General features: G+C 70.3%; 18 protein-coding genes. 7 read left to right on the forward strand and 11 right to left on the reverse strand.

Translation table 11 applies throughout. The features are described from left to right. Positions 1-222 precede the first annotated feature (222 nt). Complete coding sequence (locus ACZ4Z1_RS22190) at positions 223-1,860, forward strand: alpha/beta fold hydrolase (RefSeq protein ID WP_468488321.1); 1,638 nt, start codon at positions 223-225, stop codon at positions 1,858-1,860. A 16-nt stretch (positions 1,861-1,876) separates the two neighbouring features. Here ACZ4Z1_RS22190 and ACZ4Z1_RS22195 read toward each other — a convergent pair whose 3' ends face one another. Genes ACZ4Z1_RS22195 through ACZ4Z1_RS22210 form a run of 4 tightly spaced genes read right to left on the reverse strand, consistent with a single transcriptional unit; the run spans position 1,877 to position 5,074 of the window. Continuing rightward, on the reverse strand, positions 1,877-2,743 hold the full coding sequence (locus ACZ4Z1_RS22195) for an amino acid ABC transporter permease (protein WP_468488322.1): 867 nt from the start codon (positions 2,741-2,743) through the stop codon (positions 1,877-1,879). Continuing rightward, positions 2,740-3,384 carry an amino acid ABC transporter permease gene (locus ACZ4Z1_RS22200; RefSeq protein WP_468488323.1) on the reverse strand — a complete coding sequence of 215 codons (645 nt, stop codon included), beginning with the start codon at positions 3,382-3,384 and terminating at the stop codon, positions 2,740-2,742. Before ACZ4Z1_RS22200 ends, ACZ4Z1_RS22195 begins: the two co-directional genes overlap by 4 nt. Positions 3,385-3,401: 17 nt before the next feature. After that, positions 3,402-4,316 carry a glutamate ABC transporter substrate-binding protein gene (locus tag ACZ4Z1_RS22205; RefSeq protein WP_468488324.1) on the reverse strand — a complete coding sequence of 305 codons (915 nt, stop codon included), beginning with the start codon at positions 4,314-4,316 and terminating at the stop codon, positions 3,402-3,404. 14 nt (positions 4,317-4,330) lie between these two features. Further along, a complete protein-coding gene (locus ACZ4Z1_RS22210; RefSeq protein ID WP_468488447.1) occupies positions 4,331-5,074 on the reverse strand; it encodes an amino acid ABC transporter ATP-binding protein in 744 nt (247 codons plus the stop codon). A 227-nt stretch (positions 5,075-5,301) separates the two neighbouring features. Here ACZ4Z1_RS22210 and ACZ4Z1_RS22215 point away from each other — a divergent pair, with 227 nt between their 5' ends. Continuing rightward, complete coding sequence (locus tag ACZ4Z1_RS22215; RefSeq protein WP_468488325.1) at positions 5,302-6,057, forward strand: GntR family transcriptional regulator; 756 nt, start codon at positions 5,302-5,304, stop codon at positions 6,055-6,057. 223 nt (positions 6,058-6,280) lie between these two features. Here the strand turns inward: ACZ4Z1_RS22215 and ACZ4Z1_RS22220 are convergent, their stop codons facing one another. Beyond that, positions 6,281-6,703 (reverse strand): DUF6278 family protein, encoded by a 423-nt coding sequence (locus tag ACZ4Z1_RS22220; protein WP_468488326.1) that lies wholly within the window; start codon positions 6,701-6,703, stop codon positions 6,281-6,283. 154 nt (positions 6,704-6,857) lie between these two features. Here ACZ4Z1_RS22220 and ACZ4Z1_RS22225 point away from each other — a divergent pair, with 154 nt between their 5' ends. Continuing rightward, positions 6,858-8,684 carry an SGNH/GDSL hydrolase family protein gene (locus tag ACZ4Z1_RS22225; protein ID WP_468488327.1) on the forward strand — a complete coding sequence of 609 codons (1,827 nt, stop codon included), beginning with the start codon at positions 6,858-6,860 and terminating at the stop codon, positions 8,682-8,684. Positions 8,685-8,810: 126 nt separating this feature from the next. Here the strand turns inward: ACZ4Z1_RS22225 and ACZ4Z1_RS22230 are convergent, their stop codons facing one another. From ACZ4Z1_RS22230 to ACZ4Z1_RS22245, 4 genes are all read right to left on the reverse strand, one after another. Then, positions 8,811-9,590 carry an exodeoxyribonuclease III gene (locus ACZ4Z1_RS22230; protein WP_468488328.1) on the reverse strand — a complete coding sequence of 260 codons (780 nt, stop codon included), beginning with the start codon at positions 9,588-9,590 and terminating at the stop codon, positions 8,811-8,813. A 30-nt stretch (positions 9,591-9,620) separates the two neighbouring features. Further along, a complete protein-coding gene (locus ACZ4Z1_RS22235) occupies positions 9,621-10,274 on the reverse strand; it encodes an MBL fold metallo-hydrolase (protein ID WP_468488329.1) in 654 nt (217 codons plus the stop codon). Positions 10,275-10,424: 150 nt separating this feature from the next. Continuing rightward, positions 10,425-11,720, reverse strand: a complete 1,296-nt coding sequence (gene pcaDC, locus ACZ4Z1_RS22240) for a bifunctional 3-oxoadipate enol-lactonase/4-carboxymuconolactone decarboxylase PcaDC (RefSeq protein ID WP_468488330.1) — start codon at positions 11,718-11,720, stop codon at positions 10,425-10,427. Positions 11,721-11,769: 49 nt separating this feature from the next. Further along, a protein-coding gene (locus tag ACZ4Z1_RS22245) for an IS5 family transposase (RefSeq protein WP_468488331.1) occupies positions 11,770-12,709 on the reverse strand; the annotation gives its coding sequence in 2 pieces (ribosomal slippage) (positions 11,770-12,340 and positions 12,339-12,709; 942 coding nt in all). A gap of 272 nt (positions 12,710-12,981) precedes the next feature. Between ACZ4Z1_RS22245 and ACZ4Z1_RS22250 the strand changes: the two genes are divergently transcribed. Continuing rightward, complete coding sequence (locus ACZ4Z1_RS22250; protein ID WP_468488332.1) at positions 12,982-14,019, forward strand: LAETG motif-containing sortase-dependent surface protein; 1,038 nt, start codon at positions 12,982-12,984, stop codon at positions 14,017-14,019. A gap of 573 nt (positions 14,020-14,592) precedes the next feature. Here ACZ4Z1_RS22250 and ACZ4Z1_RS22255 read toward each other — a convergent pair. Beyond that, positions 14,593-15,168 carry an SUKH-4 family immunity protein gene (locus ACZ4Z1_RS22255; protein WP_468488333.1) on the reverse strand — a complete coding sequence of 192 codons (576 nt, stop codon included), beginning with the start codon at positions 15,166-15,168 and terminating at the stop codon, positions 14,593-14,595. Between the two features lie 284 nt (positions 15,169-15,452). Here ACZ4Z1_RS22255 and ACZ4Z1_RS22260 point away from each other — a divergent pair, with 284 nt between their 5' ends. The 3 genes from ACZ4Z1_RS22260 to ACZ4Z1_RS22270 all read left to right on the forward strand — a co-directional run bounded on the left by ACZ4Z1_RS22260 (position 15,453) and on the right by ACZ4Z1_RS22270 (position 17,320). Continuing rightward, on the forward strand, positions 15,453-16,073 hold the full coding sequence (locus ACZ4Z1_RS22260; RefSeq protein ID WP_468488334.1) for a hypothetical protein: 621 nt from the start codon (positions 15,453-15,455) through the stop codon (positions 16,071-16,073). A 110-nt stretch (positions 16,074-16,183) separates the two neighbouring features. After that, positions 16,184-16,393, forward strand: coding sequence for a hypothetical protein (locus ACZ4Z1_RS22265; RefSeq protein ID WP_468488335.1), 210 nt, complete (start codon positions 16,184-16,186; stop codon positions 16,391-16,393). Positions 16,394-16,687: 294 nt separating this feature from the next. Next, on the forward strand, positions 16,688-17,320 hold the full coding sequence (locus ACZ4Z1_RS22270; RefSeq protein ID WP_468488336.1) for a hypothetical protein: 633 nt from the start codon (positions 16,688-16,690) through the stop codon (positions 17,318-17,320). Positions 17,321-17,799: 479 nt separating this feature from the next. Here the strand turns inward: ACZ4Z1_RS22270 and ACZ4Z1_RS22275 are convergent, their stop codons facing one another. After that, complete coding sequence (locus ACZ4Z1_RS22275; RefSeq protein WP_468488337.1) at positions 17,800-19,368, reverse strand: trypsin-like serine protease; 1,569 nt, start codon at positions 19,366-19,368, stop codon at positions 17,800-17,802. Positions 19,369-19,428 lie beyond the last annotated feature (60 nt).

Here is a 19,428-nt window from a genome sequence, read left to right on the forward strand (position 1 = left end):
ACTGACGCCCGCCGTCTTCGCGCTACTCCCCCCCCCCCCCCCTCTCCCCACCCCCCCCCCCCCCCCCCCCCCCCCCCCCCCCCCCCCCCCCCCCCCCCCCCCCCCACCGCCCGTCCCGGACGCCCCGGTGTTACCCATCCGTAACCTACCGACGGGTTACCAGCGGTAAGAAGCGCACCTTACTCTCCAGTCACTTCAGTCTTGAAGCACTAGGAGCAGTAGATGTCGCCCTCCCGCACCACGCTGCGCACCACCGTCGGCACCGTCTCCGCGGCCGTGCTCGCCACCACCACCCTCACCGGTGCCCCCGCGGCGAACTCCGCCACCACCGCACCGCACGCCCCCGCCACGAGTGCGCCCACCGCCGGCGCCGCCACGCAGCAGGAACTCGCGGCGAAGTTCCCCGACGTGAAGTTCGTGGACATCGAGGGCGACGGCGGCATCACCCTGAAGGCCAACGTCTTCACCCCGGGCGACGCCGTCCCCGGCCGCCGCTACCCGCTGATCGTGCTCCCCACCAGCTGGGCCATGCCGCAGATCGAATACGTCGCGCAGGCCAAGAAGCTCGCCGACGCCGGGTACGTGGTGGTGGGCTACAACTCGCGCGGCTTCTGGCAGTCCGGCGGACAGATCGAGACGGCCGGCCCTCCGGACATCGCCGACGCCTCCAAGGTCATCGACTGGGCACTGGCCCACACCCCGGCCGACCCCGCGAAGGTGGGCATGGGCGGCGTCTCGTACGGCGCCGGAATCAGCCTGCTGACCTCGGCCTTCGACAAGCGTGTCAAGGCGGTCGCGGCGCTGAGCGGCTGGGCCGATCTGATCGACTCGATCTACAGCGGGCGCACCCAGCATCAGCAGGCGGCCGCGTTGCTGGGCGGCGCCGGTGCGCTCACCGGGCGCCCCAGCCCGGAGCTGAAGACCATCCTCAAGGACTTCCTCGGCTCCAACCTGGCCAAGGAAGGCGACATGATCAAGTGGGGCGCGAAGCGGTCCCCGGTCACCTACCTGGACCGGATCAACGCCAACGGCGCGGCGATCATGCTGGGCAACGCCTGGGGCGACTCGCTCTTCCCGCCCAACCAGTACGCCGACTTCTACGAGAAGCTCAAGGGCCCCAAGCGGCTGGAGTTCCGGCCCGGCGACCACGCCACCGCCGAGGGCCTGGGCCTGCTCGGCCTGCCCAACGACACCTGGGACCACACCAGGCGCTGGTTCGACCACTACCTCAAGGGCGCCGACAACGGCGTCGACCGCGAGGCGCCCGTCCAGCTGAAGTCCCGCTCCACCGGCGCCTACGAGGGGTACAAGAGCTGGAAGGACGTCCCTTCCGGGAACCGCCGTATCGAGCTGAACGGCACCCGGCAGATCCGTACCGACCGCGACTCCGGCGCCAACGGCGGCACGGTCTTCCTCTCCAGCCTCCTGGACCAGTTCTTCCGACTGCCGCCGGTGGCCTCGATCCCGCTGCTGCCGCGCTCGGCCGCCGCCGTATGGCAGTCCGAGCGGTACACCTCCGCGCAGCACGTACGCGGAACGGCGAAGCTGCACACCACCGTCACCAGCACCGCGGAGAGCGGCACCGGCATCGCCTACCTGTACGACGTGGGGCCGCTCGGCGTCGGCAAGCTGGTCTCGCACGCGCCGTTCACCTTCCACGACAAGGCGCCGGGCCGGCCGTTCGGCGTGGACCTGGAGCTGTTCTCGACGGCGTACGACGTCCCGGCGGGCCACCGGCTGGCGGTGGTCGTGGACTCCGTGGACCCGCTCTACATCGAGCACAACCCGTCCGGCGCCGAGCTCACCTTCTCCTCGCCCGCGCACGACCCGTCGTGGGTGTCGGTGCCGGTGCGCGACTGAGTACGGGGCCGGGGGCTCAGTGCTGCTGTTGTGCCCCCGGCAGCAGTGTCCCGGGCTCCGGCGCGTTCACGTCCACCGCGTCCGTCTTCGGACTCTTCCGCTGCCGCTCGGCCACGCGGTACGCGCACCACGACAGCAGCATGCACAGACCGATGTAGATGGGCGAGACGATCAGGACGACCGGGATGAACGGCAGGTCGTAATCGAGGTTGGAGGCGATCAGCTTGCCGGCGTGCAGGAACTCCTCGTAGGTGATCAGGAAGCCGAGCGAGGTGTCCTTCAGCGCGACCACCAGCTGGCTGATGATGGTGGGCAGCATGGCGCGGACCGCCTGCGGCACCAGGACGTGCGTCATGACCTGCGTCTTGCGCATCCCCAGCGCGTACGCGGCCTCCCGCTGCCCCCGGTCGACGGAGTGCACGCCGGCCCGGAACACCTCGGCCAGCACCGAGCCGTTGTACAGCGTCAGCCCCGCGATCAGCGCGTACAGCGGCTCCGCCTTCAGCGCCACGTAGACGAAGAAGATCATGACCAGTACGGGCATCGCCCGGAAGAACTCCACCAGCAGCGTGCTCACCCAGCGGACCGGCGCGTGCTCCGAGAGCCGCCCGGCGGCCAGCAGCGCGCCCAGCGCGAGCGAGAGCACGGCGGCGATCGCGAACGCCTTGAGCGTGTTGCCCAGCCCTTCGAGCAGCAGTTCCTGGATGCCCTGGTACGCGAACGGCGTCCACTTGCGGGCACTGAACTGGCCGGTGTCGATCAGCAGGTACACGACCCAGGCCACGAGGGCGAGGATCACCACCGTCGCCGCCGCGCCGTAGAACCGGTGCCGGCGCCTGGTGTGCGGTCCGGGAACGTCGTAGAGGGCGGTGGTGGCGGTCATCGGGGAACCCCCCAGCGCTTTTCCAGCACGTTGAACAGCGCGCTGATGGTCAGGGTCACGATCAGGTAGCCGACGGCGATCCAGACGAAGGTCCAGATGATGCTGTAGCCCAGCTCGTTGAGTGTCTTGTAGGTACCGAGGAGTTCGACGACGCTGAAGGAGCCGGCGATCGCGGAGTTCTTGGCGAGCGCGATGAGTGTGGAGCCGACGGGCGGGATGACGGTACGGAACGCCTGCGGCAGCACCACGTCGCCCAGCGTCTGCGAGAAGGTCATGCCGAGGCTCCGGGCCGCCTCGCCCTGGCCCACCGGCACGGTGTTGATGCCGGAGCGCACCGCCTCGCAGATGAAGGCGGAGGTGTAGCAGCCCAGCGCCAGGATGGCGAAGATCTTGAAGGGCAGTACGACGCCGAAGCGCGGCAGGCCCAGCAGCACCGCGAAGAACAGCAGCGTCAGCGGCGTGTTGCGCAGCACCATCACCCACACGGTGCCGAACGCCCGCAGCGCGCCGACCGGCGCCACCCGGAAGGCGGCCATCAGCACCCCGACGACGAGCGCGAGCAGCGAGGCGAAGACGGTCAGCTCGACGGTGCCGAGCAGGCCCTCCCCGTAGAGCGAGAAGTTGTCCAGCAGTACGTTCATCCGGTCGGTCCTCGTCCTCAGCTCGCCGGGTAGCGGTCGATGGCGGGCGGCCGCGGAGCGGGGACGCCGGACAGGCCCAGTGTCGCGTCGTACGCCTTCTTCCAGTCGCCGTTCTTCTCGTGGGCGGCGAGCGCGTCGTCCAGCGCGAAGCGCAGCGCGGTGTCCCCGCGCGGCACGCCGATGCCGTACGGCTCCTCGGAGAACGGCTTGCCCGCCAGCTTCAGCTCGTCGGGCACCTTGGCGGCGTAGCCCATGAGGATCGCGTCGTCGGTCGTGACGGCGTCGACCTGATAGGTGAGCAGGTTGTCCACGCACACCGAGTACGTGTCGTAGGCGACCAGGTCGGCCTTCGGGTAATCGGCCTTGATGCGCTGGTACGGCGTGGAACCGGCCGCCGAGCAGACCTTCCGGCCCGCCAGGTCCCCCGGCCCGTCGATGCCCTTCTGGTCCTTGCGCACCAGCAGGCCCTGCCCCGCCATGTAGTACGGGCCCGCGAAGCCCACCTGCTGCTTGCGCTTGGCGTTGATGGTGTAGGTGCCGACGTAGAAATCGATCTGGCCGTTCTGCAGGGCCGTCTCCCGGTTGGCGGAGGCGATGGTCTTGAACTGGATGCCCTTCGGGTCGAAGCCGAGCGAGGCCGACAGCATCTTGGCGATCTCGATGTCGAAGCCGGTGTACGTCCCGGAGGCCGGGTCCCGCTCGCCCATGTACGGCTGGTCCTCCTTGGCGCCGACGACCAGCCGGCCACGGCTCTCGGCCTTGCGCCAGGTCGCGGAGGCGGGCAGCCGGAAATCCCCGGCGGTCGTGTAGCGGGGCAGTTCGCTGCCCTTGGGACCCTTGACCGGCGGGCTGCCGGACTTGCCGCAGCCGGCGGCCAGCAGAGCGGCGGCGGTCAGCGCGAGCGCCACGAAGGCGGTTCGGGTCTGGTGCATGGCGGCGCCCCCGGTCAGTGCTTGAGGATCTTGGAGAGGAAGTCCTTGGCGCGGTCGCTCTCGGGCGCGGTGAAGAACTCCTCCGGCGTACGGTCCTCGACGATCCGGCCGTCGGCCATGAAGACGACGCGGTTGGCGGCGGAGCGCGCGAACCCCATCTCATGGGTGACGACGACCATCGTCATGCCCTCCTGCGCGAGCTGCTGCATGACCTCCAGCACCTCGTTGATCATCTCGGGGTCGAGGGCGGAGGTCGGCTCGTCGAAGAGCAGCGCCTGCGGCTCCATGGCCAGCGCGCGGGCGATCGCCACGCGCTGCTGCTGCCCGCCGGAGAGCTGCGCCGGGTACTTGTCGGCGTGCGCGGCCAGCCCCACCCGCTCCAGGAGTTGGCGGGCCCGCTGCTCGGCCTCCTCCTTCTTGCGCTTACGGACCTTGACCGGCGCGAGCATCACGTTGGCCAGCACGCTCTTGTGCGCGAAGAGGTTGAAGGACTGGAAGACCATGCCCACTTCGGTACGGAGTCTGGCCAGTTCGCGGCCCTCTTCGGGGAGCGGGTGGCCGTCCAGGGTGATGGTGCCGGACTCGATCGGTTCCAGGCGGTTGATGGTGCGGCACAGGGTGGACTTGCCGGACCCGGAGGGCCCGATGACGACCACCACCTCGCCGCGGCCGACGGTGAGGTCGATGTCCTGGAGGACATGGAGCTTCCCGTAGTGCTTGTTGACCCCGCGCAGCTCGATCAGCGCATCACCGGCCATGTGCAGCCTGCTCACTCTCATCCGTACAGCCAGGACACCGCAAGACCCCGCAAACTACCTGCCCCAGAGCAGTACTTTTCCCCTGACACGCACGAATGCCCCGATAATCCCCGGTTACCGGGAAAAGTGCCCACGCCTGCCCGGTACGCGCTCTCCGGCCCGCGCCCCCTGCTCCGCGCCACTCCCCTAGGTACACAGTGCCTGCCTGCGTACCTAGCCTGTGGGGCATGCGTGACAACCGGCCAGTCTTCCAGCGCATCGCCGACGATCTGCGCCGCCAGATCGACGACGGGGCGCTGCCCGTCGGCGCGCGGATCCCCTCCCGGTCCGAGCTGAAGCGGGCGTACGAAGCCAGCGACCAGACCGTGGACCGCGCGGTCCGCGTCCTGAAGGCCGCCGGCTACGCGGAAGGGCAGTTCGGGCGGGGGGTGTTCGTCGCCGACCGGGCACCGATCGGGACCCTGCTGCGCTCCACGGGCGCCGTGGACTCCCCGTTCGCCGCCCGCATCACCCTGGAGGGTTCACCCGACGGCGCGCCGTTGACCTGGGAGGTGTCCTCGACGACGGACGCGGCGTCGGACCGGGTGGCCCGGCGGCTGTGCATCGTGCCGGGCACCGGCGTCGTCCGCTCGGTGTACGAGTACCTGGCCAACCGCCAGCCCGTCCAACTCGCCACGAGCTGGGAGCCGCTCGCCATCACCGAGGGCACGGACGTCGTCTTCCCGGAGTGCGGGCCCTATGCCCGGCGCGGAGTGCGGGGGCGCATGGCCGCCATCGGAATCCGGGTGGTGCGCGCCGAGGAGCGCGTGGGGTCCCGGCCCGCTTCCAGCGCCGAGGCGGAGGCGCTGGGCTGCTCCCCCGGCCAGTGCGTGACGGCCGTGGAACGCACCCACTTCGACGCGGACGGGCGCGCCGTGGAGACCTCGGACATCGTCGTACGGGCCGACCGGTGGCGGCTGGCGTACGACATCGGATTCGTGTGACCGGCACTCGGCGAGGCGCACCCTCTGGGCTCACGGCGTCTTCCCTCAGGCCCGGTGGCCAGCTCGCGGCGGCCTTCCGGGTGACCGGCGGTCAGCTCTCGGTGGTTCGTCGTGTGCCCGGTGGCCAGCTCGCGGCGGCCTTCCGAGCGATCGGGGATCAGCTCTCGGCGGCTTCCCGTGTGACCGGCGGAAGGCTCTCCGCGGCTACCCGTGTGCCCGGCGGTCAGCTCTCCGCGGCCTCCGCGTAGAGCTGGGACAGTTCGGGCGCCCCGTTGGCCGCCCAGTCCCGGCCCGCCGTCACCACGTCCACCTCCCGGCCGGAGGCCAGCCGGACCAACGGCTCGCCGCCGGGCCACACCTTCCAGGCCGCGCCGGGCACCGTCCGTACCAGCACCGTACCCAGGTAGCAGCCCGCGTCGTTGCCGAGCCAGGTGACCACCTCGGGGTCGTCACGCCAGGCGGGGCGCAACTGGTCCAGTGCCTCCAAAGAGGCCACCGAGTCGTCCAGTTCCACGCCTTCGGTCTGGGCCTGGGCACGCAGCAGCTCGCACTCCGCCAGGAGCATCGCCGCGCCTTCGGGGTCGTCTTCCACAGCAGGGACCACTTCCGGGCGCTTGCGCCACTTGTCCAGGAAAGACATGTTCATGGGCGTAGCGTCCCACCCGGGCCGGGGCGGTGGCCACAGGCGCGCGGCAGGCCGATGGCCGGATCACCGCCCGGGCCACCGGATCCGGCCGGGCCCGTGCTCGGCCTCGTACTCATCCTCGTACTCCTTTGCTGTACGGCGGAAGGAAGACCGCATGCGCGTACGACTGTGGGGCACGCTGCTCGCCCCGGCTCTCTGCTTCTCCCTCGCCCCCGCGGCCGCACCGGCGACGGCGGCGATGGCGATGGCGATGGCGGCGCCGGCACAACGGGCCACGGCCCCGGTGCCGTTGGAGAGACTCTTCGACAACACGGCGGTCAGCGAGCCGTCCGACCCGGCGTCGGCGGACTTCGACGGCGACGGCAACTCGCTGTCCGCACGGGACCTCGCCGCCGCGGGCTGGACGCCGGGGCGGGTGCTGACCGTCGACGCGGCCCGGCTGCGGTGGCCGCGTGCCACCGCGGGCCGCCCGGACAACGTACGGGCCGACGGCCAGACGGTACGGCTGCGCGGGCGCGGTGACGCGCTGTCGCTGCTGGTGGCCGCGACGGGCGGCGCGGCGACCGGGAGCGGCACGGTCCACTACCGGGACGGGTCGCGCAGCACGTACCGGCTGACCGCGCCGGACTGGCGTACGGGCCCGCTCAGCACCAAGGCGGTGGCGCTGCCGCACATCAACACGCCCGGCGGCCAACGGGCGGAGCGGACGCGGCTCTACGCGGTGGGCGTGCCGGTGGCGCGTGGGCGCGAGGTGTCCGCCGTCGTGCTGCCGAAGGACCCGGGCCCGGACGCCGACCTGCATGTCTTCGCCGCGGCGGTGCGCGACAACGGTGCGGGCTGGACGGGCGGTTGGGGCGCGAGTACCGCCGGGTACGCGAAGGCCGGGCCGTGGCGCGACCAGACGCTGCGGCTGGTCGTGCACACCGGCGCGGGCGGGCCGCGGGTCCGGGTCCGGCTGGCGAACACCTTCGCTTCGGCGCCGGTGGACTTCGGGGCGGCGAGCGTGGCCGTACAGGGCACGGACGGCGGCGCCGGAGCCGCCCGCGCGCCGGTACCGCTGACCTTCGGCGGGCGCCGCGGGGTACAGGTCCCGGCCGGCGCCCAAGCGTACAGCGATCCCTTGCCCTTCACCGTGCGCGCGGACCGCAAACTGCTGGTCAGCCTGCATCTGCCGGGCACGGTGACAGCGGCGCCGGTGCACCGGGAATCCCGGCAGGTCTCCTACGTCAGCGCGCCGGGCAGCGGCGACCGTACGGGTGACACCGGCGGCACGGCGTACCCGGGCACGCTGACCGGCTGGCCGTTCCTGACCGGGGTGGAGGTCGCGGGCGGTCCCGGCACGGTCGTGACGCTCGGCGACTCCATCACCGACGGCTCGGGCTCGACGGCGGGCGCCGACCGGCGCTGGCCGGACGTACTGGCCCGCCGCCTCCAGGCACAGGACCGGCTGCCGCGCTACGGCGTGCTCAACAGCGGCATCGCGGGAAACCGGGTCGTCACCGACCGCTATCCGGGTGACGGCGTGAGCGCCACCACCAGCGGAGTCAGCGCGGAGCACCGGCTGGAGCGGGACGTCCTGGCGCAGCCCTCGGTCCGTACGGTGGTGGTCTTCGAGGGCATCAACGACGTACGGGCCGGGACCCCGGCGCACGCGGTCGTGGCAGGCCTGCGGGCCATCGCCCGGCGCGCGCACGAGCGCGGGCTGCGGGTGGTGGCCGCGACCGTCGCGCCGTGCGAGGGCTTCGCGGACTGCACGGCGGCGGTCGACGCGCGGCGTACCGCCGTGAACACCGCGATCCGGACGCGCGGCGCGGGCTTCGACGCCGTACTGGACTTCGACGCGGTACTCAGGGACCCGGCGCGCCCGCAGCGGCTGCTGCCCGCGTACGACAGCGGCGACCACCTGCACCCCGGCGACGCGGGCCTGCGGGCGCTCGGGGAATCGGTGGACCTGCGGGCACTCGTACCCGGCAGGCCCTGAGACGGCCCCTCCACGCCGGAAGGTCCGGCGCTCACCCAGCGCAGCCTCCTGATCCAGCTCAGCTCCCTGACCCAGTTCAGCTCCCCGTCCCGGCTCAGGCCCCCTCGTCCCATCCCCTCACCCGGCTCAGACCTCCAGATCCACCACCACCGGAGCATGGTCCGACGCGCCCTTGCCCTTGCGCTCCTCGCGGTCGACGTACGCGTCCGAGACGGCCTTGGCGAACGGCTCATTGCCGTACACCAGGTCGATGCGCATGCCCTTGTTCTTCGGGAAGCAGAGCTGGCGGTAGTCCCAGTAGGTGAACGGCTTGTCGTACTTCAGGGGGCGCGGCACCACGTCCGACAGGCCGGCCTCGCGCAGGGAGGCCAGGGCGGCACGCTCGGCGGGCGTCACATGCGTCATGCCCTCGAAGACGGAGGTGTCCCACACGTCGTCGTCGGTCGGCGCGACGTTGAAGTCGCCGAGGATCGCGAACGGGCGCGGACCCGCCGCGTCCTCGGCGACGGCCGCCTTCAGCGCCTCGAACCACTGGAGCTTGTACGCGAAGTGCGCGTGGTCGATCTCGCGGCCGTTGGGCACGTACACCGACCAGATGCGGGCCGGCCCGCAGGTCGCGGAGACGGCGCGGGGCTCCTGCACCCCTTCGTAATCCGGGCCGCCCGCCAGGCCGGGGGTCACGTCCTCCAGCCCCACCTTCGACAGCAGCGCGACGCCGTTCCACCGGCCGGTGGCGTTGACGGCGGCCTCGTAGCCCAGCTCGCGCAGCTGGTCGTACGGGAACTGCTCGGCCGAGCACTTGGTCTCCTGGACGCACAGCACGTCCGTGCCGGTGTTCTCCAGCCAGGCCAGCAGCCTCGGGAGGCGGGCGGTGATCGAATTGACGTTCCAGGTCGCGATGCGCATGTCCGTAAACCTACAGCGGGGGTCTGACAGTCAGTTCAAACCGGTGCGGTCACCGGGGGTGAGGCGGGCGTGGTCGGCACCGCCGAGCTTGTCGATCATGCCGTCGTACACGGGACGCGCATGGTCCTGCAACAAGCTGTCGTGCACGTCAATGGCCCGGCGCGGCCGGACCTCGCGGACGTAGTCGATGACCTCGGCGATCTTGTTCCACGGCGCGTGCACGGGCAGCAGCAGCGTGTCGACCGTACGGCCCTGCGGGACGGTGAGCGCGTCACCCGGGTGAAAGACGGTCGCGCCGTCGTCCTCCGTGGTGATCAGGTAGCCGACGTTCGTGACACGCGGAATGTCCGGATGAATCACGGCATGCAGCTGCCCGTGCACCTCGACGTCGAACCCGGCGGCCGTGAACGCGTCCCCCTCACCGACCGTGTGCACCCGCCCGGGGAAGGCCGCGGAAATCTGCTCGGCGACACTGGCCGGCGCCCAGATCCCGGCACCGCGGTCGGTCTCCATCCCCGCACGCAGCCGCTCCTCGTCGAAGTGGTCCATGTGCTCGTGAGTGATCAGAATGGCGTCGGCACCGACCGCCGCGTCCCGCTCGCTGAAGACACCGGGATCGATGACGAGCACCTGCCCGTCCTTCTCCAGCCGGACGCAGGCGTGGGTCTTCTTCGTGAGTTCCATACCCCCATCTTGCCGCGCGATCTTGCCGGACGGGCGAGACGGGGCTGATGGAACGCACGGAACAGGCAGGGGACCAGGCTTCCCCGCACCGCAGCACAGCCCCCCTCAAACCCCCTTACTCACACTTACTTACTCTTACCCACCCTGACTTCACCCTTCCGGAGTGGTCTCCTCACGAATCACCCGCTGCGCCACGGCGAACGCCGCATTGGCCGCCGGCACGCCGCAATACACCGCGGTATGCAGCAGAACTTCCTTGATCTCCGTGGGGGTGAGCCCGTTGCGCAGCGCGGCACGGGTATGCAGCGCCAGCTCGTCCTGGTGGCCGCGGGCGACCAGCGCGGTGAGCGTGATGATGCTGCGGGTACGCCGGTCCAGCCCCGAGCGGGTCCACATCTCGCCCCACGCGTAGCGGGTGATGAACTCCTGGAAGTCCCCGGTGAAGGCATCCGTGTCGGCCTCCACCCGGTCCACGTGCGCGTCCCCGAGCACCTCGCGCCGGACCTTGATGCCCTGCTCGTACGCGCCGCCCCGGACCGCCTCCGGCTGGGCGAGACCGGACTCGATGGCCGCGGGCGCCACGGGCGGGGGCGGCGGCGCGGGCCCGAGCACCGGCTTCGGCGCCGCGGCGCCGATCGCGGCCTGCGTGGCGGCGCCCGGCTTGTCGTGCCAAGCGGCGGTGAAGTGCCGGATCAGCAGCTCGGTGACGGCGGCGGGCTGCTCGACGGGCGCCAGGTGGGACGTCCCGGGTACGAGCGCGAGGCTCGCGTCCGGGATGCCGGCCACCAGGGTGCGGGCGTCGGTGGTCGGGGTGACCTGGTCCTCGGAACCGACGACGACGAGGGTGGGCACCCCGATCCGCTGGAGCGAGGAGCGGACATCGAAGGAGGCCATCGCCTCACAGGCGGCGATGTAGCAGCCGGGATCCGTGGTACGTACCATCTGCACGGCCCACTCGACGATGGCGGGCTGGGCCCCCGCGAAGCCGGGGGTGAACCAGCGCTCGGGCGAGGTACGGGCGATCGGGTCCAGCCCGTTCGTACGGATCACCACACCCCGCTGCCGCCAGGAGTCGGCGGTACCGTACCGCGGCGACGAGGAGATCAGCGCGAGCGAGGTGACCCGCTGCGGCCGGGTGAGAGCCAGCTGCGCACCGATCGCCCCACCGATGGAACACCCCGCATAACCGAACCGCTCCACACCCAGCACATCAAGTGTGGCCACCAGCCGGTCCGCCAGCTCCGCGACGGAGGACGCCGGATAGGCGGGCGACCCACCGTGCCCGGGCAGGTCGAACCGGATGACACGCCAGTGCCGGGTCAGCTCGGGTATCTGCCGGTCCCACATGTGCCATGTGGTACCAAGCGCCGCACCCAAAACCAGGCAAGGTGCGTCTTCCGGCCCGTCAGAGCGGTATTGCAGGGTCTTCACCGTCGTCTCACTCACCCGCCTGACCCTCTCATCTGTCACAAGGTGTCACATCGCCAGGGTGAACCTAGGTCGTTTCTGATGGCTCTTGGACGGTGTCGCGGTGCCAGATGACGATCGCGGTGACGGTGAGGGTGCCGTTGAAGACGTAGTCGCGTTTGTCGTAGCGGCTGGCCACCGCCCGGAACTGTTTCCACTTGCTGACGCAGCGCTCGACCGCGCTGCGCCGCCGGTACTGGACTTTGTCGAAAGCGGGTGGACGGCTGCCGGCCCGGCCACGGTTGTGGCGGTTGGCCCGCTGGTCGTCCGGCTCGGCGATGGTCGCCTTGATGCCCCGACGACGCAGGTAGACGCGGTTGTCACGGCCGGAGTACGCCTTGTCGCCGCGCACCCGGCCCGGGCGACGGCGTGGCCGGCCGGGCCCGCGGCGGTGAATGCGCAGCGTCTGAAGCACCGGCCAGAGCATGGGGCTGTCGCCCCGCTGGCCCGGTGACGTGAGCCAGGCCAGCGGGCGGGCCCGGTCGTCAGCCAGCAGATGCACCTTGGTGGTCACCCCGCCCCGTGAGCGCCCCATCGCCCCCGCCCATCGGCCTCCACACGCGCCCCGTCCCCTTTTGCGGGAAGTCCCGCGGCGGCCGATGACGGGCCCCGGCCGCATGCTGATGAGCCCGGCACGTGGTGGAGTCGATGTTCACCGCCCACTCCCGCTCCAGCTCGCGGGCCAGGACACCGTCGGGATCTCCGGCGTCGGCCTCGATCTGTAGCCCGGCCAGGATCCGCTGCCAGGTTCCGTCCGCCGACCAGCGGCGATGCCGTTCGTAAACGGTCTGCCAGGGCCCGTACCGCTCCGGCAGATCCGGCCAGGGCACTCCGGTACGGGCCCGGAACAGCACCCCGTTCACCACTGTCCGGTGATCGGACCACTGCCCGCCGGGCCTGCCGTTGGCCGACAGCAACAGCTCAATCGCCCGCCACTGCGCATCGGTCAGTTCGTGTCGTCGCACCATGCCCGACGCCTGCCCGGCCCCGGACCTGACCCACCCCGCCCGACAAGAGCCATCAGAAACGGCCTAGGCGCCAGATCAGGCGGGGCGCTGGCAGGCCACGCTCCGAGGACGGGCCGACCTGCGGGCGCCCGGTGAGCATCGTCACGCCGGGCGCGTCCGCTCGGTGCACAACCATTCGATGGCGTCGCCGGTCACATACCTGTTCGCCTACGGGGCCGTACCGCGCTTGCCTCACCGTCGGCCGTCAGTCCGGCTCCCCAAGAAAGGTTTCAATGAAGCTCCACCGTGCCCTGGCGACCGCAGTTGTCACGGCCGTCATCAGTCCCCTGACCCTGCTCGCGGCCCCCGCCGCGTCTGCGACGGACCAGGCGCCGGCGCCCAGTACCACCCCCTCCGCGTCGAACCCGGCCACCGCCGCATCGACCGGCGCCGACGCCGGCGCCGCCGGCACCCACGGCAGTGACAGCGCTGCCGGTGACATGGGCAGTGGGGAGTCCACCGCCGAGCGGCCGACCGCTGAGCCGACACCCACTGCCTCGGGCGCGGCGAAGCCGAGCACCACGCCGTCCCCCACCGAAACCCGCTCCACCTCCTGCTTCCCGATCTTCGACGTAGACCGCGGCAAGACGGGGCTGACCGGTCTCCCGAGCAAGATCGTCGCCGATTCCGGCTGGCATGACTTCACCTACCGCGTCACCAACGTCTCCAAGATTGCGGTGAGGGCGACCGACATCTCCCTCTCCCTCGGCACCGCCGACCCGAAACTCAGCGACATCGCCGAACTGGACGTCACGGTGCAGTGGTTCAACCCGAAGACACACACCTGGAAGCCCATCGAAGGCGAGGGCGCCAAGTTCCAGGACAACGACGACTTCGCCACCGTCAAGCAGCTGAAGCCGGGCGAATACGCGGACGCCAAGCTGCGCATCAAGGCCGGCGGCAAGGCCAAGGCCGGCACGGGATACTTCTTCACCATCGGGTACTCCTACGGCGAGGACGACCGGTGCGGCTTCGACAACATCAGCCAGTTCGACTTCACCGTCCTCTCCCCCCACAGCAAGCCCGGCCCGGTCGACGACGCCAGGGGCAAGCCCGTGGACGGCAAGGGCAGGCCGGAAAAGCCGGGCACCGCCGGGAATCAGCCGGCGTCGCACGGCGGCCATGACGAGCTCCCGGTCAGCGGCACGCTCGCGGAAACCGGCTCCTCGGACAGGCTGCCGACCCTTGCCGCCATCGGTGGCGCCGCCGTCCTCGCCGGTGCCGGGGCCGTCGTCATCGCACGTCGCCGCAGGACCGGACCCCAGGCGTAAGGAGCCGAGCACCCTGCGTCCGCTTCCAGCGTGGGCTACTCCCACTGCTACAGCGGTAGCGGGCAGTGTCACTGAGGCACTGGGCTCCGCCAACGGGGACCCCGGGTGCCGAGGCCCCCGGGGTCCCACCGATGAAACGGCCCTTCGCCCTGCACCAGGAGGGCTACGGTGACGCGATGACCTGGGCCCACCTGCACATCGACCTGGGCGTTGGCGGCCGCGTCGGCTCCCGGACAGCCGGAGCCCGGCGGGGCAATGCCGGCGGCAGACCAAGGCGGACGATGCTGGGACACGACGCCAGGGCCGGGGGGCGGGCCGTGGCGGCAAGGCAGGTCAGACTGCCGGAACCCAGCGCCGCGACCCCGCGGGCGCTGGAACGGCGCCGCGCGGAAGACCTGCCAAGCGGGCCGGGCATCCTGCAGAACGCTTCGCGGGCAAGGGGCCGGTAGCGCCCATGCCCTGCCGCAACTGAAGCCGTCTTACCCCTGTACCGTGAGGCGCTTGTAGAGCGAGTGGGGGCGAAAGCCCCCGGCACGAAACTCTTCGCAACCGACGTTCCGCTGGTGCGGTGGATTACCTGGCGTCCGGGTCAGAGACCCATTCCAGGATGTTGTGCCACCGAGAGTGTGGGACGTCCAAGGCTGCCGGGTCGATGGCTCGCATCTGCTCGGCCAGACGCTGCCCGGCTTGCTCGGCCTTCTCATGATTGAGGTCTTCGTTCAGTTCCTCGTCGTAGTTCGGACGCTCGACCTCAAGCAGGTAGAGGAAGTGGGCGAAGGAGCGAAGGTCCTTGTTGAGCGGGTAGACCTCGTCTTCGTCCTGGGGAAGGCACAGGACGGTACCAGTGGCGATGTCGAGGGCGATGTCGTCGTACGGGACCATGCCGAGCAGGATCCAGTCCGCCGCGTTGTCGGGTAGGTTCGTCCAGCGGGCATTCAGGTTCTCGTAGCACGCGCCGGCCTTCTTGAGCTTCGGGTCAAACCTGTCGATCAGGTCGAACCATGGGTTGGCGCGGACCGGGAGCCCTACCTCGCGCAGGAAACGCCAACTGGGTTCGTGTTCGATGCCGTCCAGTTCCTCCTCCGTGAAGATGACCACCTCGTCTGCACTGAACTGGTTTTCCAGCATTGCCCTGTCGACGATCGACACGTGAGCCCAGCTCCTTCGTGTTTGTTGCATCCGTGTGGGCACCTTGTTGCCTGCTGTCGGTTGTCACAACGCTGCCCGCAGTCACATCACATCCCTGCGCGCCCTGCCCCTCAAAGTCATCGCCGCCAGCTGACAAGGTCCAGGGGAACGCCGGGTATAGGTTCGTGATGGTGACCGCCGCGGCGCCGGCAGGTTCGCGGTGGCCTGCTGTCGCCGCAACTTCCGAGGAATCACCCATGGCACCGCGGGACACCTTCCGTACCACCCCGCCACGCCCCGTTGACGTGGAGGCGCTCTTCCCCGAGCTCGTCCCCCACCGCCGCGAGGCCGTCCGGCTGCATCCGCGAGCCGGTTGTCCCACGGTGGAGGACAGTTCGGTCGGCGGCCCACTGCTGTGGCCGCAGGTGCAGCCGTGGCCGTACTACGACCATGCCCACCCCGAGGTGAGGGGTTCATCCTGGCTGTCCTGGGCCCAGCCTATGGTGCCGGTGCTCCAGCTCTACGCCGCCGATTTGCCCGAGCCCGCTTCCCGGTCGCCTTTTCCCGAAGGATCGGATGTCCTGCAGGTTCTGTGGTGTCCTTTCGCGCATGAACCGGACTACATGCCGCGTCCGCAGATCTTCTGGCGCGACCGGCGCACCGTGACTGCCGCACAGTCCGCGCCGGCGCCGCCGCGGCCGCACGGAGCCGAGGACGACTACCTGCCGGCTCCGTGCGTACTGCATCCGGAGCGGGTGGTGGAGTACCCGGACTGGGACCTGCCGGACGAGCTTGCGGACGAACTCCAGGAGCGGTTCGAGCGGCTGGAGGAAGAGACCGGCTGGTCGTACTGGCCCCATCTGCCGATCGCCTACGGAAAGTCTCGGGAGTTGCATCAGATGGTCGCGTTTGCCCTGGTCGCCTGATCGGAGAACTCCCCGACGCTACCGTAGATGTCACGACACATGCTCTCCACCTGCATGTCTTGCACGTCGATCCCTTCTGATACATGTCTCAGCTTCAGAAGGGATCGCTCGTGATGCGTCAGCCAGGTGTGGAGTTGGCCGGATCGGCCAAACTGGAGCTCGTCTCTGGCGTCACCCACCTCCGCCCCGAAGACGCCACGTGGAAGGCCATGCTGCGGGGCTGGAAGTCGCAGCAGGCCCGCAACCTCAAGAGGGGAACGTTCGAGCCGCGGGAGAAGCGGGTTTGCGCCTTCCACTCGTACACGAACGAGTACCTGTGACTGTGGACGCCGGCGAACATGGACGAGTGGTCGGCTTCGCTGACCACGGAGAAACACTTGGCACCCTCGACGGTGCGTGGCTATCAGGGGACCTTGCGGCTCTTCTCCGAGTACATCATCGACCCTCGTTACGGCTGGGCGCCTGTGTGCGAGAGGGACTTCGGGACGTACCCCGTGGCGATCACCCACGAGTAGAACACCATCCCGCACCTCCAGGATTACGAAAGTGACCCGGAGGCCCGGCCGTTCACGCGGGAGGAGCTCCAACGCTTCCTCGACTACGCGGACGACCAGGTGGAACGGGCGGTCCACAGCAGACGCAAGGACGCGCTGGCCGCGCATCGGGACGCCACCTTGTTCAAGGTCATCTACGGGTGGGTGTTGCACCGGACCGAGTCGTCGAGGCTGCGCCTGGTCGACTTCGGCAGGAATCCGAAGGCGCCGCAGTTCGGCCGGTACGGGACGCTCAACATCCGCTGTGGCAAGGTGAAGAAGGTGCAGCCGCCGCGTCGGCGAAACGTGCTGTCGGTGATGGACTGGGCCGTCGATGCGGTGGCCGACTACGTCGAGAATGTTCGTCCTCGTTTCGGATTCCCTGACCACCCGGCGCTGTGGTTTACCGAGCGCGGCGGCCGACTGAAGCCCGGGTCGGTCAACGACCGGTTCGCCGCGACAGCCGAAGCCGTCGCCGACCGGTGCCTGCCCCACCTGGGCGCCACCGCCGAGTTGCCCTGGCACCCGGCCGCGCTGATCGACGAGCACTGGATTTCCACCTGCCGTGCGGTCGGCGCCTTCGCCAGCGTCCTGGAGATCACTGTTCACGAAGCCCCGGCCCGCCTGCGCGCCCGTGCCTTCACCACCGGACGCCCTCTGCCCGCTCTCGCCCGCGACATCCTCACGCACCTGACCGACGGCCCGGACGCTTAGCGTCAGCGCACGCCAGTTCCCGTGGCCCGTCCGGGCCGGCCAGGGCAGGCTCCTCGGCCCCGGCAAGAGGGCCTGGACCGCCCCGGGGCCGCCGTGGTCATCGGTCTCTAACCGGATCGGGTACCTGACCGTCGGCTTCGGTGCGGGCTTCGGGTCGTCCCAGCCCTCGAAGTGCACCGGGTAGGTGACCGCCGACGTCGGCCGGGGCGACTGCCCTGGGCGGTCGGGCCGCGGCGCGGGGGCAGACAGGCCCCGACACGGGGGTTCGGCGGGCGGGGCTGGCCACGGTGCCGGGGTGAAGGTCACTGTGGTCTTCGGGCAGCCGGCGGCGAGCTTGCGCAGCGCCGCCTGCTCGTCGGCGCCGGTCCGTGGCCGGGTGCGGTATGGCGTCACAGGGCTCGTTGTGCCGCGGAGCGTGGGTTGGGTCAGCGTCGGTGGCACACGGGGTGAGCCGTATGCCACCGGCGATTCCGGCCGGTTCAGGGGGTGCGGGGCCAGGCGTGGGTGCCCGTGGTGATGTTGCCCTTGCCGTCGCCCTTGTAGAAGTTGAAGCGCTGCTGGTCGCTCCACAGCGAGCCGACATCGGTCTTGCCGTCGCCGTCGAAGTCACCGGCCAGCAGGATCTGGGTGCCGCCCCAGCCGTTGTCGTGCCACATCGACACGCCCTCGCTCAGTCCGCCGCCGGCCTTGCTGTCGTAGCGGGTGTAGCGGTTGAGGCCGCCGACGTTGGTGACGGCGACGATGTCGTCACGGCCGTCGCCGTTGAAGTCGCCGGTGGCGATCTTTTTCATGTTCTGCCAGGTGGCGTCGCGCCACATGTTGCGCTTGGTGCCGTTCAGGGCGCCGCTGGGGCCGGCGTCGTAGGCGTACAGGGCGCCCTTGGGGCCGCCGCCCCACACGGCGAGCAGGCCGTCACGGTTGGAGGTGCCGGACTTGAAGCGGGCCAGCTGGACCATCTCGTTCCAGTTGAACTTCTCGTCCGCCCACATCGGCTTGTTCTGCGCCAGGGTGCCCTGGGAGTCGCCCGTGTACAGGCGCAGGGAGCCGTTGCCCCATACGGCGGCGATGTCGGCGTGCCCGTCGCCGTTGAAGTCACCGCCGATGATCTTGGTGATGCCCTTCCAGCCGCCGTCCTGCGTCCACAGCGGGCGGCCGTATTCGAAGGTGCCGTCGGTGCGTCCGTAGAAGGCGTGGAGGTTGCCGTCCTTGGTCACCGCGGCGACATCGGTGCGGCCGTCGCCGTTGAAGTCGGCCGTCGTCATCACCGGGGTGACGTTCGGGACCAGGGTCGACAGGCGGGCCTGCTGGATCCAGCCGGCGATGTCGTCGGTGCGGGAGACGACGGCGTCGGTGCGGGCCTCGTCGTCGTGGCCGAAGCAGCCCCCCTGCCCCGACTGGCTGCTGACGCCGACCAGTTCGTAGCGGCCGGAGATGGCACGCCATACGGGGGCGCCGGTGTCGCCTTCGCAGACGGCGGCGCCGTTGTCCTTGCCCTTGATACCGACCGTGGTCTCCTTCACCGCCTCCACGGAGAAGCGCCCGTAGTGCAGGCGGTCGGGGACCCATTCGTCCCTGGTGCGGCCGTAGCCGCTGACGAAGACGTCCTCACCCGGCAGCGGAGCCTTGGCGGTGATCTCGGCGGGGGTGATGCCGGTGACGGGCTTGGCGAGCTTGGCCAGGACCAGGTCACGGTCGCTGCGCGGCACCAGCCGCTCAATCTCTGTGACGAAACCGTCCGTACGGGTCAGGTCCGTGCGGCCCACCGTGGCGGTGGTCTTCGTCTTCGGCGCCCCGGCGGGAACCTCCAGGCTCTGGGCGGGGTTGTCGGCGAAGCAGCTGGCGGTGGTGAGCAGCCACTGCTCGTCGACGAGAGCGGCTGAGCAGTGGCGGGTGCCGCCGATGTCGAGCTTGGCGGTGAAGGGGTAGGAGCCGTCCTTGGTGGCGGTGCCGACCACGGCACCGGCCGGGGCGGCGGTCAGCAGGCCACCGGCAGCGGCGAGGGTGAGAAGCCCTGCAGCAAGGGCTGCGCGCGGACGTCTGGCAGGCATGGGGAATTCCTGTCTGGTTCTGGTGCGAGATACGGTGAAGCGCATGGCCCGGATGGGCGC

The organism is Streptomyces sp. NPDC030165, assembly GCF_055573595.1.

Coding starts and splice junctions, on each gene's coding strand:
- ACZ4Z1_RS22190 (WP_468488321.1), top strand. CDS start 223: ATGTCGCCCTCCCGCACCACGCTGCGCACCACCGTCGGCACCGTCTCC.
- ACZ4Z1_RS22195 (WP_468488322.1), bottom strand. CDS start 2,743: ATGACCGCCACCACCGCCCTCTACGACGTTCCCGGACCGCACACCAGG.
- ACZ4Z1_RS22200 (WP_468488323.1), bottom strand. CDS start 3,384: ATGAACGTACTGCTGGACAACTTCTCGCTCTACGGGGAGGGCCTGCTC.
- ACZ4Z1_RS22205 (WP_468488324.1), bottom strand. CDS start 4,316: ATGCACCAGACCCGAACCGCCTTCGTGGCGCTCGCGCTGACCGCCGCC.
- ACZ4Z1_RS22210 (WP_468488447.1), bottom strand. CDS start 5,074: ATGGCCGGTGATGCGCTGATCGAGCTGCGCGGGGTCAACAAGCACTAC.
- ACZ4Z1_RS22215 (WP_468488325.1), top strand. CDS start 5,302: ATGCGTGACAACCGGCCAGTCTTCCAGCGCATCGCCGACGATCTGCGC.
- ACZ4Z1_RS22220 (WP_468488326.1), bottom strand. CDS start 6,703: ATGAACATGTCTTTCCTGGACAAGTGGCGCAAGCGCCCGGAAGTGGTC.
- ACZ4Z1_RS22225 (WP_468488327.1), top strand. CDS start 6,858: ATGCGCGTACGACTGTGGGGCACGCTGCTCGCCCCGGCTCTCTGCTTC.
- ACZ4Z1_RS22230 (WP_468488328.1), bottom strand. CDS start 9,590: ATGCGCATCGCGACCTGGAACGTCAATTCGATCACCGCCCGCCTCCCG.
- ACZ4Z1_RS22235 (WP_468488329.1), bottom strand. CDS start 10,274: ATGGAACTCACGAAGAAGACCCACGCCTGCGTCCGGCTGGAGAAGGAC.
- ACZ4Z1_RS22250 (WP_468488332.1), top strand. CDS start 12,982: ATGAAGCTCCACCGTGCCCTGGCGACCGCAGTTGTCACGGCCGTCATC.
- ACZ4Z1_RS22275 (WP_468488337.1), bottom strand. CDS start 19,368: ATGCCTGCCAGACGTCCGCGCGCAGCCCTTGCTGCAGGGCTTCTCACC.